The sequence below is a fragment of the Bilifractor porci genome (genome assembly GCF_009696005.1).
In the GTDB taxonomy this organism is placed as follows: Bacteria; Bacillota; Clostridia; order Lachnospirales; family Lachnospiraceae; genus Bilifractor; species Bilifractor porci.
In genome coordinates, this window is record NZ_VUMV01000007.1 from 72,951 (window position 1) to 87,497 (window position 14,547).

Consider the following 14,547-nt stretch of genomic DNA (forward strand, 5'->3'; position numbering starts at 1 on the left):
GGGAGAAAAAATGCAGGAAAAAATTATTGTGGTCGCAGATTCATGCTGTGATGTCGGGCAGGAATTGCAGAAAAAATACAATATTCGTGTTATCCCTGTCCATATCATTTATCCGGAAGGAGAGTATGAGGATGGAGTAGATATTGATCCCAAAATGGTTTATCAGCGTTTTCCCAGGGAAATCCCGACAACTTCCATGCCGTCCTTCGGGGAAGTGCAGAAGTTTCTGGAGGGCCTGAAGGAAGAGGGATATACACATTGCATTTCCATCAATGTTTCCGATCATTTGAGCGGTACGGTGAATACTGTCCGGAGTGCCGCGGAAGAAGTGGAGGGTCTGGATACCTTTGTCTACAATACCAAGGATATCTCCTTCGGGAGCGGGGTCTATGCCGTTTATGCGGCAGATCTTGTTCAGAAAGGGATTCCTTTCCGTGAAATCTGCCAGCGCCTGGAGGAAAAAAGAGAAGATTCGCATTTAATGTTTTACATGGATTCCCTGGAATATCTGAAGAAAGGCGGACGGATCGGGAATGTCACCTATATGATTGCCAATGTCCTTCACATGAAGCCAATCATTTCCTGCGATCCGGAGGGCGTCTATTATACGGTGGCAAAAGTCCGGGGCTCCAGACAGGCGAAATCCAAATTACTGGAAGAGGCAGCTGCTGCGGCAGGCGGCAGAAAATGCTGGGTCTCCGTTCTGAACGGGAATGATGAAGAGGGCGGAAAACAGATACTGGAGATGGTCAGGGAGCGGCTTCCTCAGGGAGAATGTATCTACTGCAATCAGATCAATGCCTCGCTTGCGGTAAATACAGGACCGGGACTGATCGGGCTGCTGGTATTTCCTCTTTGAAAAAAGTTGTTTTATTTATACAAACAGATGTTTCTGCTTTTTACAAGACAGGGGCATCTGTCTTTTTTGTTTTTTCGTCAAACCGTCAAAAATGAAAAACGTACTGGAATTTAATTAGAAAACCTGATACAATTTCAGCATTAGGTGCAAAGAGGCATTTTCCTTTCGAGGGAGGTGTCTCTTTTTTTATTCCGGTTTCGGAAAAACGGATTAAGGAATTATGAATTGTAACGCGTCTGCACACCAAAAGGCGTTCACTTCCGGACCGGCAATTATATGGACACAAGGATACCGGCTTCCGGCTGTCTGGCAGGGAAAGGAGTTCATTATGGAAATCGCTATGTTCAGAACCTACAATACTATGATCTGCGGCCTGTACGAACAATGTGATGTGGAAAGCGTCAAGCAGGAATTACTGGGCTCTCTTCAGAAACTGATTCCCTATCAGTATGCCGACGTGCAGGTTCTCTATGCGGGAGATCCGGATCTGAATGACAGGGAGCCGTATCTGTCGGAATTGCTGTTTGATGAACTGGAGCTGAAGATATGCCATAAGGATCAGCCTCTTGCCCAGGTCCGGCTTTACCGTTTGAGAAAGAAGGGAAAATTTACGGATGCGGAAAGATTTCTGCTTCGCTCCATGGAACCACATCTGGAACAGATCTTTTACCGCCATCTCTGCAGAGATACTTCCCAGGAGATTGTAGATCACGCCATTACCAGAATAAACAGCCAGGTTCATCTGACTCCCAGGGAGAGGGAAGTGCTGGAGATGATGTTCCGGGGAGATGCAAATTCCTGCATCTGCGACGCACTGCATATAACGGAGCATACGTTACAGAAGCACCTCCAGAATCTTTACCGTAAACTTCATATCTCCTCCCGCTGGGAACTGGTCGGATACCTGACTGCATGAAGGTGATGCGGGACAAAAAAACCGGGCATGTCTCTTTTGTGTTTTATTCTGCATGAAAGAGAATGTCCGGATTCTTATATTTCTTAATTTTTTTTCTTATCGGCAGGTCTTTTGTTGCCGGAGATTATCACTTCATGATTCTTCGGAAAGCAGGTACGATCTGCGCCGCAATCACGGATTTCAGTAGATCCAGCGGAAGAAACGGCAGGAAGCCTGTCAGAAAACCAGTCTCCAGACTGTAGTGAGACGCTGCCATCAGCCAGAACATACCGATCAGGTCAATCAGCAGGGCACCGGCAACTGCGGCAATCGTGTACCGGAACCGGTGGTAAGTTTTTCCCCTGAGAACCGGGAGAAGAAGCCCGATCAGCGGAAATACAAGCGTATATCCCCCATAGGGAGTCATCAGATAGCCGATGCCGGCTCCTCCGCCGATGAAAACAGGAAGTCCGAGAATTCCAAGAACCAGCCACACAAGAATAATCAAAAAACTTTCCCCGGAAGAAAACAGCAGGGCAATCAGCAGAATGACGAAATTAAGCATCGTAATGTGCGGTGCGCCCGGCAGCGGCAGCGGTATGCTGATATAAGCAGAGATACATAGGATAGCCGCAAACATAGCCATTGTCACCAGTTTTTTGGTCGTTATTTTTTTCTGTGTGTTTTCGGATGCTGCTGCAGAAGATGAACTCATGGAAACAAAACCTCCTGATAAGGAATCATTGGCAGTCGGAACAAACTCCGGAAGAGTTCGTTCCGTACGTTCCGATTATAAGAGGAGGGGAAGATATTGTCAACCATAAAATAAAAACAGGGTGACAACTATTAAACGACTGATTAATATCTATGCGGGAACCTGATCAGAGAGAATGAAAAACGCCGGGAACTTCATCTTAGAAATTCCCGGCATCTGTGGAACGTGCAGGGCTCGAACCTGTGACCTTCTGAACGTGAATCAGACGCTCTCCCAGCTGAGCTAACGTTCCATACCCTGTGAATCAAAATTATAACACACAGTTTGGAAATTTTCCACCCAAAAATTTTCGGAATATTTTACAGCCTTGGATCGTCTGGCCGGAAGTTCACCGGACACATTCTGCTGCGGGAAGAAAGCAATTCCCCGCAGCAGAATACACGCAGCAACTGGAAGAATCAATGATCGCTGTTTCTGTGGTACAGCTTGTTGTAATATTCCAGGGAATAGTGATAGAGCTCATCTCTGGCTATATCCGTCTGCCTGGGATCTGTAAAATCAGTCATAATGCTTGCCAGAATTCTTCCGTTGCCGCCAAAATGGTCGACAAAATCACGCACCCGTCTGCGGATTTCTTTTTCATCTGCGCCGTGTGGAATGTCAATATCAAAGGCAAAGGACATTTTGGTGTTCCATTTCTCAAAAAGCTCGTCATAGTCGTTTGCCCGGTGCTGCGGATTCCAGTAATCGACACCCATCTCGATCATTTCAGGCAGATACTGTCCGTTTCTTCCGCAGGAATGGAGTTCGACAAAACGTCCGCTCTTTTTTACAAAATCCTTCAGGAACTTTTTCTCATAGGGGAGAAGCTGCTCGTCAAACATTTCATTCGAGAAGAACCCGGCTCTTTCGGTTCCCCAGTCGTCATGATACAAAACGCCGTCTACCCGGCCGTAGTAATCAAAAACCTTTTGGGTAGTTTCAATTTTGTAATCAGCCATTTTATTAAAAAATTCAGCCAGAAGCTCCGGCTCTTCATAAAATGCCATCAATGACTCCGCAAAAGGGATCATCTCATGCAGACGTTCAAAAATTCCTTCCGTACACTGGTAAATGTGAACTCTGTCCGGATCCAGGTCTTTCTGGATCTTTTTTCCGTCTGCCTCAAAATCCACCTGGGAAATGTCCGGCCATTCCAACTCTTCCTTCCATTTAGAAAAGTCAGAGATGGTTCTTGTTCCCGGTTTGGTAATCATGCCATTGATGCTGTCTACCATTTCCCAGTTAACGCCCCACCAATCATACCCGCTTTTCTCCGGAACCGGATGTTCCTCTATGGCATCCGGCCATATGGTGTTTGATTCATAGAAATAGCAGGGAATCCAGTAAGGCTGTTCGCCCTTGACGGCCCGAATATAATTGTCCTTTACACGGATCGGACGGTCTGTAATTGGTGGTTTGGGCTGCTGGATTATCCAGGGAAAAGTACCCGGAATTGCCCAGTGCTTTGAATAGTCTCGCTCTGATGCCCGCTGCATAAATTTTCCGACTGCCATTCTGCCTCCTCCTTTTCGTAAAATAAAGTGCTTTCTGCCGGTTTTCCGCTTGTGTTCCTGCTGAAACAGCTTCCCGGAATGCTGAAAACAATCTTCCGTTTTGAAGCCGAACAGGAATTCTATAAAAAATTATAGAGGCGAAAACATCTCAAAAGAAGAGATAGGGCGCACAAAATAAGAATGAATATAAGGACATAAAATTGTGCAGAGACTTATGATTCATGAAAAAGAAGTATACAGATGTTATCCAGGCAGTAGAATGATAAACATCTATATCATCTATATCATCTATTTCATAAAGACCTGTACACATTGCAGCCATTCTTACAAAAATGTATAATAGACATAACTATTCAGCGTAACAATTAAGCGATGATGTGGGAGAAGTGGATATGGCGGACAAACGAAAACTTCCGGTTGGAGTGCAGTCATTTGAGGCCCTGAGAAATGGAAATTTTACCATTAAAATTCCCGAATAGAGAAGCAAAGTATACTTTGGGTAAGATATTATATGGACAATAATATTCTTGTAGAAACCAGATCATTAATTGTAGATTTTTTGTGTGGAACGAGTTTCTTACGGGCTTTGGATCATGTTGATCTGGCGGTTCAAAGAGGTGAGTTCGTGTCCCTGGTTGGCGTTTCCGGGAGTGGCAAAACTACTCTTTTGAACGCTATTGGCGGGTTAATTACACCGACTTCCGGTTCTGTTATTTTTAACAACATCCGTTTTGATTCCATGCGCGACGAAGAACGAACAATCTTCAGAAGAGAAAATATCGGATTTGTTTTTCAAAATTATAATCTTATCCCCTCGTTAAGTGTATTTCAAAATATATGTTTTTCCGCTCAGCTGTCAAAGGGGAATGTTGCAGCCTCGGAAGCGCAAAAAATCGCAAAACAGCTGGGCATAGAGGATAAATTAACGGAGATGCCGTCTGAATTATCAGGAGGCCAGCAGCAGAGGGTTGCGATTGCACGGGCTATGCTTGCAAAGCCGTCTTTGCTGCTTGCGGATGAGCCTACGGGAAGCCTGGATTCTATCAATGGCAGGGCTATTATTCAATTACTCAGAAATGCTGTGGTTCAAAGCAAGATGTCAGTTCTCATGGCAACACATAATGAAGAGTTTGCGTCGCTTACAGATCGGATTTTGTATATAGAGGACGGTAAAATCGTTGCAGAAGAACGAAGAATATGATGATCTGATAGATATCGCACACAAGAATAAAAACAAATCATACCGCCGATTTTTGAAAGGAACAATAATAGTCGGCGTTTTTTTGCTGACTTTTCTGCTAAAATTCTCCGTGTCAAATGTCATTAGTTCCGAGGTCAGAATTGTGCAGGAGCATGGGAATACCGCAGAGGCAAAAGTGGAAAATGCAGGTGCGGAGATAGTTTCATCACTTTCCAGCTCATTTCATATCAAGAAAATTGGGAAAATTTATGATTTAGGGAAATTTACAGATAATGAACAGGTCTTTGCTACATGCGTTTTTTCAGATGCAGAGACGTTTCAGAATATGATACGGCCTTCGTTTACATCTTTTAGAGGCGCTTATCCTGCAGATGATAAAGAGATATTGCTTTCCGTAGAAACATTAAGATACATGGGGATCAATCATCCTGAGATTGGAATGCCCGTTTCTGCCGATTTTTATTGGAATGATCTCTTTCGGCTGCAGAATACGGGGGAAAAGACTTTTACATTATCCGGTTATTATGATGGCATGGCTGACACATCAACCGTATATATGTCGGAAGAAGCAAAAACTGAAAGCGGTATCAATGATTATCCCTGCGCACTTCTTGTTGAGTTTGCAAATCCTATCTTAAATACAGATGAAAGCCGGAAAATAATATCTCAAATGGTATCAGACAAAAATGTTCAAGTTGTATATGCGGAATCTCCGCTTTATACATCTCTGGTACATTTATCCGGCAATGTCATATTGGCCTTTGTCTCATTTTTCATTATGTGCAGCGTTATGATATTTTTCATCAGCCAGATTATTCGTGCCACGTATAAAGAGAGTATTCGATTTTGGGGACTGATGAAGATATTGGGAGTTACGGATAAACAAATCGCTTCTGTAATAAAGAAGGACGAACTAAATATTTGTCTTTGGCCAGTGCTGCTTAGCGAACTATCAGCCTATGTTATTATGTTTGTAAGTAACCGGTTAGCTGCCCATAATCATCATGCTATTCTGTTTATTTTTGATGGGAAATCGGATGCCTTGATTTGCGGTTTCGTTTTTTTTACTGTCTTGTTATCTGTCATTTTTCCGATCTCAGCTGCTTGTAAAAAGGTTTCTTCTATTCCGCCGCTGGTTTCAACTTCATATTATGAAAATACCGGAAAAACGGACAAGCCAGTAAAGCTGCTAAAAGTACAAAGTATAAAAAATATACCGCTTCATTTATCACGGATGTTTTTGTCGAAAGGGAAAAAGACATTTATTTTTTCTGTCATCTTTCTGTTTTTGGGATGTGAAACAGTTCTGGCAGCCTTTTCCTTAGCTGCAGGTGCAGATTATGAAAAGGCATTTTCCTCCCTTCCGGATTTCCGGGTCAATGTTTCAAAGAATGCATGCTCCAATATGAGAGAAAATCTGTCGGAGGGCAAAGAAAACCGGCTGTTTTCTGCAGCTATGGTGAATGACTTAAGTGAAAAGCTGCATGATTCGATCAGGAATATCAGTTGTATAAAAGGCTATTTTCCCAGTTTGGACACAGATCAGAATAGTGTGTTTGGAACAATCAATCTGAAAAATGACACACAGATCATCGTTCAGCCTTTGGATCATAGTACATTAAGAAATTTATGTTCTTACGAAAAAAATGCTGGAAGAAAAATAAATGAAAAGGACTTGTTGGAGCATCACGGCGCAGTTATTGTCAGTAAAAATATGCTTTACAGCAATTTCGATCCAGCTGTCAGTTCAAATATGGGAAGAACTTTCACTGTATACGATACATTACCGTATGGCGCCGAGCCGGAGGAATATCAATCAGCACAGCTGTCCGTTTGCGGTTATGCAGAAGCTGCTGATAAAAATTTTCCGGAAATCCCGTTTGCATGGGATTGCGAGAACGTTGTCATTCTGGCGGTGTCACCAGACACTTATCATTGGTTGGGCTCGTTTATGCAGGAACAGACAATATCTGTCAGTTTCAATACGGTCAACCATCCAGAAGATAAGACAAAAGAGATACTGGATAAGTGGCTCAAGGATGAAAACTATCAGTATGAGATACAAAAAGGATTATCCAATATTGATCTTCTGGAGTGTATAGCAAAGACAGATTTAATTGCAGAAAATCAGAATTATATTATGGTTAGCCGGATCACAATGACTGGGATAAGCGTTCTGTTTTTCCTGTTGGGAATCATTGTCTTTCTCAATACGTTATTAACGGAATATATTCGTGACAGGCAGGAGCATATTCTCCTGCGATATCTTGGAGTCACTCATAAAGAAATGATAAAAGCTTTCGTGATGGAAGGACTGATTTACTTTGCGATTCTAGCGTCGCTGTTATCTACAGTGGGAATATATCTGATCTTTTTTATAGGAAAATTGGTAAAGAAGGAAATTCCCTATTTTGAATTTGCCTTCCCTGCCCATATTTTCCTTCTTTTGCTCGCTGTATTCTTTACAATAAGTGTTTTGCTGCCTCCGGTAATCAGCCAGATTTCGTGCAAAATTACGCGAAATTACCTGTCCGAAACTCACTTTTTTATTGACAAAACAGGGCGGATGGAATAAGATAATTGAGCGTGTTCAAAAGGGAAATTGTGTCAGTCCTGTAAAGTTCACGTGTCAGATATTATAAGTCTAACAGGAGGTGAACAGTTTGGCTAACATTAAATCCGCAAAGAAAAGAATCCTTGTAAGCGAGAAAAAAGCTGCCAGAAATCAGGCCGCTAAATCCGCCGTTAAAACTTCTATCAAGAAGGTAGAGGCTGCAGTGGCAGAAGGAAACAAGGAAGCTGCACAGAGCGCTCTGACAGATTCCATTTCTGCAATCAGCAAGGCTGCGTCCAAGGGCATTTACCATAAGAACAATGCTTCCAGAAAAGTTTCCCGTCTGAGCAAAGCTGTCAACTCTATTCAGTAATAAGACAGCCGCTGTTTCCTGCAGGCAGTCGTCGGCCGGCAGAAAACGCAAATAACAAAAATCCGGAGCCGTGAATGAACCCACATTCACGGCTTCTTTTTTTACGCGTATTGCATTGGTACCGCGCCTGTTGAACTAGCTGTTTCCATGGTTGTCGGAGTTGTCTATGTAGGGATAGGCGTGTCCTGGTTTTAAAAAATGCTGTTAAAGCATGGATCATTTACCTGCTCAGCCGGGTGAGCAGCAGCTCCACGCTCAGCTCGTCGTTCAGATGGCCGGTTTTCACATCGGTCTCGGACCGGGTGCAGGTTTCGATGATGTCACGCAGCTGCTGTTCGCTGAAGCGGCGGCAGAGACCGGTATATTTGTTGACCACAAAAGGGGGAAGTCCGACTTTCGGGGCAATATCCCTGGAGGACATGCCATCCTTCTGCATAATTTTGATCAGAAGAAGCTGGTTGTACTGCCGGGTCAGGAGATAGAGAATCCGCATCGGGGGCTCCTTCAGGGCAAGCAGGTCGTAGTAGAGGTTCATGGCCTGTTTCTGCCGGTGTTCCGTGACGGCCTGCAGCATGTCAAAAATGCGGTTGCTGATCTGGGGGGTGCAGATGGCATCAATATCCTCCCGTGTAATGACAGGGCGTCCCATGGTGTAGGACAGCAGTTTTTCCAGTTCCGAACTGATATTAGCCATGTCGGTTCCGGTAACGGTAAGGAAGTATTCCATATCCTTCTGCGTTATTTTTTTCTCTTCTTTTTTCAGCTTCCCATAGACCCACCGGATCAGCACATCGGTATTCTGTGGGGCGAATTCTGTAACGCGTCCGTATTTCTGCACCGCCTTATAGAGACGGTTCCGTTTGTCAATCTCGTCCTCTTCAAAGATAAGAACCAGATAGTCCGGAAGCTCTTTGAGATAATCGGCCATCTGGTCACTTTTGCTTTTGAACATCCCTGTGTTTTCCAGGAGGATCACCCTGCGGTCCGCAAAAAAAGGAAGGGTTTCCGCCTGGGCGATGATCTGATCCGGAACGGCTTCTTTTTCCTCGTACCGGGTAAAATTCATGCTGTCGCTTTCCGGGATCAGCGCGTGCACAAGCTTGTCGCGGTAAAGAGCTTTCAGATAGTTTTCTTCTCCGTAAAGCAGATATACGGGGCGGAAATTTCCGGTTTTTATGTCTTCGGTCAGCGCTTTCATGGATTCCTTTCCTGCAAGATTCCGGCAGAATACAGCGAGCCGGTAACAGAAGATTTTCCATAATACCGGCAGCAGCAAACGATTGTATCTCTTGATATTATCTTTTAATGATAGCTGTTCTTACTCTTTTTTTCCAGAGCCATTTCGGAAAGTCAGGATTTGCAGCTTTTTTCCGTCTGTCCGTGCGGTGATGGCACCGCAGTCCTTCGTGATAAAACAGTCCGCGCCCTCCCGGCGGATTCTGTCCAGTGTCTCCCTGTGCGGATGGCCGTATCTGCTTTTTTCCGGCGCGGAGACAGTGACAACGGAAGGGGAGACTGCAGATAGAAATTTGCGGGAGGTGGAATAGCGGGAGCCGTGGTGTGCCGCCTTCAGGTAGTCATAGTGAGACAGAACCGGAAGAATTTCCTCTTCTCCTTCTGCTTCCAGATCCCCGGTCAGAAGCGCCGAAAAATCCCCGTAGGTAACAGACAGCACCATCGATCCGGCGTTTCCTGCCTGCGCGCCGCTCTCCGGAAAAGGGTGGAGGATTTCTATGGAGAGCCTGTTTTTGGGAAAGACAGGAGAGGCGGAGACAAGCTGGTCTCCGGCGATGCCCCAGATGACTTTTGTGCCTGCGGATGCGGCAAGGCGGCAGAGCCGCTTTCCGGCTGTGTCGTCTTTCATCCAGAAGGGCATGGAAACAGCCCGGATGCGCAGTGAGGTCTTTTTTTCCGCGATGCTTTCCAGGAGCTCTTCGACTCCGCCGATATGATCGTCATCCCCGTGGCTGAGGAAAACACAGTCGATACGCCGGATTCCCTGCTGTTTCAGATAGGGAAGTATCCGGCGGGTTCCCACATTCTTTACGTCGCTGCTTCCTCCGTCGCAGAGAAAAACAGAGCCGTAACCCTGGCGGAGCACCAGGGCATCTCCCTGTCCGACATCAAGCATGGTAAGGGAAAAGGGAACCTGCGGCCGCAGAAACAAAACGCAGGCGGCTAACAGGGGCAGCAAAGAGATCCTGAGATGCCGAATGAGAGCCGCAGACCCGGGTTTGGAGTGAGAGGCTTTCTTGTGGATTTTGACAGGAAGAAGAAAACCCGTCTTCCGGTCACAAATGCAGAGACAGAAGCAAAGCAGCAGAAGATAATACAGCAGAATCTGCGGGACTGTGGGCTGGCCGCAGATCAGGGCGGCTCCAGGCAGGCGGCGGATGTACCTGGTGAGCAGAGAAAACAGGCGGAGACAGAGATTAACCGGGAGAAGGACGGCAGCACCGGCAGGCCGGGAGATCATGCCGATAACCGTTCCGATGATGCCTCCTTCCAGAATGAGAGAGACAAAGGGGAGAAGGAGCAGGTTGGCAGGAAGGCTAAGAAGCGGGATTTCGTAGAAAAACCAGGCGGAGAGAGGAAGCATAAGCAGAGTAATGGAAAGCCAGGATACAGTCTGCCTGAGCAGATAGGAGAGGACAGAGAACGGGTGGAATCTTTTTCTGCCGGAGAGTTTCCGGATAACCGGTTTCAGATGCCGGATAAGCAGCGGCTGCAGGACAGCGGATCCGAGAACGGCGGCGAAGGAAAGCAGGAAGCCGGCGTAAAACAGATAACCGGGGTTGGAAACCAGCAGGAGAATGGCCGCAAGAGAGAGGGAACTCAGAGTGTCATAGGAACGCTTCAGAAGAATGGCGCCCAGATAGACGGCAAACATCAGAAGGGCGCGGAGTGTAGAGACGGAGGCTCCGGTAAACATTCCGTACCAGAGGATCAGGGCGCCGGCGAGGGCGGCGGACAGCCGGCGGGCGTATCGGGGACGCATCCGGGACAGGAGAAAGAGGCAGAGACGGTATGCCGCCATGCCAAGAAGTGTGATATGGAGACCGGAGATGCAGAGAATATGGATCACACCGCTCAGCTGGAAATCCAGGCGGGTGTTTTCGTCCAGCAGGGATCGGTCGCCCAGAAGCATGGAGGAAAGGATGGACGCGCTCTCCGGAGACATGATCTCGGACTGCCGCCGGACGGTCTTTTCCCTGAGTCCGGTAAAATACTCCTGCAGTCCGCTGCCCTCGGACACAATGCGCCGGTCATATTCCCACAGCGTCAGGTAAATTTTCTGGCATGCGTAAAAGCTGCGGCTGTCAAACTGCCCCGGATTTCCGGGACTTTCCGTAAAAGCCAGCTTTCCGTAAACCGTCAGCCGTGTGCCGACAGGAAGTTTGTCTTTACTGGTGGAGGTGAGAAGAATTTTCGAGACAGGAACCGACCGGTTCCCGGAGAGTACGGAATTGTTTTTCAGGATGTACTGGATGGATTTCTGCTTCAGCTGCCGGCCGGCCACGGTGCCGGTTACCCGGACGTTCATACCGCTTTCCAGCCGGGAGGACCATCCGGACGGAAAGCGGGGCCTTCCAAAGATCGGAATGCCTGCCGCCCGGCACAGGCAGATCAGGAGAACAAGCAAAAGACAGAAACCGCACAGAGGGCGTTTTCTCATAAAATTTTTCCTTTACAGAGAATTGGGGGCGGACAGACTCATACGAAGAAGGGACAGGATTCAGGATCCGGAAGCAATGCTCTGTCCGGACACGGAAACGGAATCGTCAGAACCGGTTTCTATCAGATCCGCGTTTCGGCTGAAGGGCTCGCTCAGGTCAACAGCGTCACGGTAAAGAATATCGCTTTTTCCGTCTATGGTGAACTGGACTTTTCTGGTTTCACAGGTATCGGCCAGGGAGTTGACGATGGCGTAAAACGGCAGTTCTGCCCGAAGATTCAGGACAGAGTTGTTGACGCTGGAATCAAAGTTTACATAACACACGTCATCCTGCGTCAATACACTCAGTATGTCGGTTGTCGCAGGCAGTACAGCATATTCGCCGTCCTGCTCCGGTCCTTTGATCAGCTCCTCGATCACTGCTCTTTCCAGTGGCTCGTTCGTACTGTAGTAGACCGTGCGGGTTTCCTGCTTCAGCATCGTTCCGGTCTCATCGGCAAAATACAGGGTCATGGTGACGCTTTTATAGGAGTTTATGGTTTTTCCCGCGTTTTCCACAAAGCTGTTGTTGGTCATAAAGCCGACTTCGGAACCGGAGGCGTTTTTCAGGGAGTTTCCCTCAATCGTAATCTGCACGCAGTCAATCCCGTCTATTTGAAGAAAGGTCCGCACAATTCCGGCGCGGGTAAGGAGCTCCCTGGAGGATTCCATGGAAGAGTAGGCGCTGTTGCAGTTCAGGGTCAGCGCCCCGTTATCCAGGGAATAATCCAGAATTTTGCAGTCGTCGGGCAGCAGCTGGTTCAGATCCTTTTCCGGGGGTGCCTGTTTGATCTGGGCCATAAATTCCAGAATCAGCCCGTCGGTATCTGCATCGGACACATCCGGTGTGTACGGACGGGGCTCCAGGCCGTCCATGCTGCTGTTCAGAAAATACAGGGAATAGCTGATGCCTTCGGGCTGGATTTTATCCCTCTGGCTGCCGCAGCCGGACAGCAGAAAGACCGAGACAAGCAAAACCAGGACTGCCGCAGGCAGGAGCCGGATGTCTATTCTGTTTTCATGTGTCTTATTTTTCATGGATTTACCTGTGTTATCTGTTGATGCAGGGCCAATAAGTCATAAACCGATCCTGCCTGCAGGAATCGGGGAATAACCCTGCGGCCCGCTCGAACATGAGCAAATAGAGATTCTTCTGATAAAACGGTGACAGCAGTGTCAGGCCACATAAACAAGAGGAATCCGGATGGAGAAGGTTGTGCCTTCTCCGGCCTTGCTGGTCACGCGGATTGCGCCCCGGTGAAGAACGATGGCTCTCTTGGTAATCGCCAGGCCGAGCCCTGTTCCCCCGATTTCTCTGGAGTGGCTCTTGTCTACACGGTAGAAACGCTCAAAAATGTGGTCGATGGAATCCTCCGGAATTCCGATCCCGGAGTCTGAAATCGTTACATAGAAATATTTCCGGTCCGCGTTCATGGAGGTGCGCACCCATCCGCCATCAGGCTTATTGTATTTGATCGCGTTCTCGATAATATTGGAGAAGGCCAGGGTCAGTTTGGTCTCGTCTACCTCCGCGGTTACGGGGCGGAAGCTGTCCAGAATCAGCTGCACATGCTGCTTTTCCGCGATCGGACGAAGGCGCTTCATGATTTTTTCCAGCAGCTCGTTGATATTGGTTTCTTCCATATGAATATCCGAGGCTTTCCGGTCCATTTTCACCAGGGAAAGAAGATCGGAGATGATGCTGTTCTCCCGGTCAATCTCTTCCGAGATATCCTGCATGAATTCCTGATACATCTCTTTCGGCGCGTCCGGATTCATGTTTAGGGAATCCGCGAGTACTTTCATGGAGGCCAGCGGAGTTTTCAGCTCGTGGGAGACATTGGACACAAACTCCTCGCGGGAGTCATCCACAGCCTTTACACGGGTCAGCATCCGGTTGAAGGCGTCGGAGATCAGTTCTGTTTCGGCGTAGTCGTCTACATGGATGGATTCATTCTCGAACCCGTCGGAAACACCTTCAATCCCGTCTGTAATTTTCTGGAAGGGACGGACCAGGACGCCGGACATCCAGAGCCCGAAGATCAGCACCAGTACGATGGTAACACCGAGAATCAGGGAACCTCGGGCTTCCAGAATGCCTCTGCTGGCGTGAATCTCCGCGGTGGAGACGCTGACCAGCAGCACGCCCAGAACCTTCTGGTCACTGGAGGCCGTGTCCCGGATGCGGACCGTCATCTCCAGATACTGGTTCTTTTCGTCGTACTGGCTGGTCTCTTTCCCGCGCAGACAGTCGATTACTTCCGGAGAAAGAGAGTATTTGCCGGTGTCCAGGTTATAGGAATCCATGATGACCCTGCTGTCGCCGTTCATGACAAGAATGCGTCCGCCGTAGATGCTGGTGAGCATGTTAAAAGCACCGTTGATGACCTCGTCCCCGGTGTTCTCCAGATAATTTCTTTTGACCAGCTGGTCAACCAGAAGGTCGCACTGATTGCGTACAATGACACTCCGCTGGTTGATCGCCCTGGTTTCGTAGCTCTGCACAACGACAATTTCCACGACAAGCGCGGAGACGATGCCCACTACAAACAGAAGGATCATGATACGGAAGCGAATGCTCCGGAAGAATGTAAATTTGCCGTGACGTTTCATTTGTTCAGCCATAAACTTACTATAACACCGGCAAAAAGAATTGACAATTTCAGGAAGCTGATTTAC

General features: G+C 47.4%; 11 protein-coding genes and 1 tRNA gene. 5 read left to right on the plus strand and 7 right to left on the minus strand.

Translation table 11 applies throughout. The features are described 5' to 3' along the window. Nucleotides 1-10: 10 nt before the first annotated feature. The gene (locus FYJ60_RS09785) at nt 11-859 is read left to right on the plus strand and encodes a DegV family protein (protein ID WP_154458504.1); all 849 of its coding nucleotides are present in this window, start codon (nt 11-13) and stop codon (nt 857-859) included. 328 nt (nt 860-1,187) lie between these two features. Continuing rightward, nucleotides 1,188-1,775 (plus strand): helix-turn-helix transcriptional regulator, encoded by a 588-nt coding sequence (locus FYJ60_RS09790; RefSeq protein WP_205839055.1) that lies wholly within the window; start codon nt 1,188-1,190, stop codon nt 1,773-1,775. 127 nt (nt 1,776-1,902) lie between these two features. On the opposite strand, the gene FYJ60_RS09795 is transcribed toward FYJ60_RS09790, so the two are convergent. The 3 genes from FYJ60_RS09795 to FYJ60_RS09805 all read right to left on the minus strand — a co-directional run bounded on the left by FYJ60_RS09795 (nt 1,903) and on the right by FYJ60_RS09805 (nt 4,025). Beyond that, on the minus strand, nt 1,903-2,469 hold the full coding sequence (locus FYJ60_RS09795; protein WP_235903385.1) for a biotin transporter BioY: 567 nt from the start codon (nt 2,467-2,469) through the stop codon (nt 1,903-1,905). A 219-nt stretch (nt 2,470-2,688) separates the two neighbouring features. After that, nucleotides 2,689-2,761 (minus strand) — tRNA-Val (locus FYJ60_RS09800). A gap of 166 nt (nt 2,762-2,927) precedes the next feature. After that, nucleotides 2,928-4,025, minus strand: a complete 1,098-nt coding sequence (locus FYJ60_RS09805) for a uroporphyrinogen decarboxylase family protein (RefSeq protein ID WP_154458506.1) — start codon at nt 4,023-4,025, stop codon at nt 2,928-2,930. A gap of 511 nt (nt 4,026-4,536) precedes the next feature. Here FYJ60_RS09805 and FYJ60_RS09810 point away from each other — a divergent pair. The 3 genes from FYJ60_RS09810 to rpsT all read left to right on the plus strand — a co-directional run bounded on the left by FYJ60_RS09810 (nt 4,537) and on the right by rpsT (nt 8,153). Further along, the gene (locus FYJ60_RS09810; RefSeq protein WP_154458507.1) at nt 4,537-5,226 is read left to right on the plus strand and encodes an ABC transporter ATP-binding protein; all 690 of its coding nucleotides are present in this window, start codon (nt 4,537-4,539) and stop codon (nt 5,224-5,226) included. Next, the gene (locus tag FYJ60_RS09815; RefSeq protein ID WP_154458508.1) at nt 5,204-7,801 is read left to right on the plus strand and encodes an FtsX-like permease family protein; all 2,598 of its coding nucleotides are present in this window, start codon (nt 5,204-5,206) and stop codon (nt 7,799-7,801) included. Before FYJ60_RS09810 ends, FYJ60_RS09815 begins: the two co-directional genes overlap by 23 nt. Nucleotides 7,802-7,889: 88 nt before the next feature. Then, the gene (rpsT, locus tag FYJ60_RS09820) at nt 7,890-8,153 is read left to right on the plus strand and encodes a 30S ribosomal protein S20 (RefSeq protein WP_154458509.1); all 264 of its coding nucleotides are present in this window, start codon (nt 7,890-7,892) and stop codon (nt 8,151-8,153) included. 220 nt (nt 8,154-8,373) lie between these two features. Here rpsT and holA read toward each other — a convergent pair whose 3' ends face one another. The 4 genes from holA to FYJ60_RS09840 form a co-directional block, all read right to left on the minus strand. Beyond that, the gene (holA, locus tag FYJ60_RS09825; RefSeq protein ID WP_154458510.1) at nt 8,374-9,351 is read right to left on the minus strand and encodes a DNA polymerase III subunit delta; all 978 of its coding nucleotides are present in this window, start codon (nt 9,349-9,351) and stop codon (nt 8,374-8,376) included. A 120-nt stretch (nt 9,352-9,471) separates the two neighbouring features. After that, nucleotides 9,472-11,829, minus strand: coding sequence for a ComEC/Rec2 family competence protein (locus FYJ60_RS09830; protein WP_154458511.1), 2,358 nt, complete (start codon nt 11,827-11,829; stop codon nt 9,472-9,474). Between the two features lie 60 nt (nt 11,830-11,889). Next, on the minus strand, nt 11,890-12,906 hold the full coding sequence (locus FYJ60_RS09835; protein ID WP_154458512.1) for a GerMN domain-containing protein: 1,017 nt from the start codon (nt 12,904-12,906) through the stop codon (nt 11,890-11,892). 138 nt (nt 12,907-13,044) lie between these two features. Then, nucleotides 13,045-14,493: a sensor histidine kinase gene (locus tag FYJ60_RS09840; RefSeq protein WP_235903386.1), complete on the minus strand. Its 1,449-nt coding sequence runs from the start codon at nt 14,491-14,493 to the stop codon at nt 13,045-13,047. Between the last annotated feature and the right edge of the window lie 54 nt (nt 14,494-14,547).

Coding starts and splice junctions, on each gene's coding strand:
- FYJ60_RS09790 (WP_205839055.1), top strand. CDS start 1,188: ATGGAAATCGCTATGTTCAGAACCTACAATACTATGATCTGCGGCCTG.
- FYJ60_RS09835 (WP_154458512.1), bottom strand. CDS start 12,906: ATGAAAAATAAGACACATGAAAACAGAATAGACATCCGGCTCCTGCCT.
- FYJ60_RS09785 (WP_154458504.1), top strand. CDS start 11: ATGCAGGAAAAAATTATTGTGGTCGCAGATTCATGCTGTGATGTCGGG.
- FYJ60_RS09795 (WP_235903385.1), bottom strand. CDS start 2,469: ATGAGTTCATCTTCTGCAGCAGCATCCGAAAACACACAGAAAAAAATA.
- holA (WP_154458510.1), bottom strand. CDS start 9,351: ATGAAAGCGCTGACCGAAGACATAAAAACCGGAAATTTCCGCCCCGTA.
- FYJ60_RS09810 (WP_154458507.1), top strand. CDS start 4,537: ATGGACAATAATATTCTTGTAGAAACCAGATCATTAATTGTAGATTTT.
- FYJ60_RS09830 (WP_154458511.1), bottom strand. CDS start 11,829: ATGAGAAAACGCCCTCTGTGCGGTTTCTGTCTTTTGCTTGTTCTCCTG.
- FYJ60_RS09840 (WP_235903386.1), bottom strand. CDS start 14,493: ATGGCTGAACAAATGAAACGTCACGGCAAATTTACATTCTTCCGGAGC.
- FYJ60_RS09805 (WP_154458506.1), bottom strand. CDS start 4,025: ATGGCAGTCGGAAAATTTATGCAGCGGGCATCAGAGCGAGACTATTCA.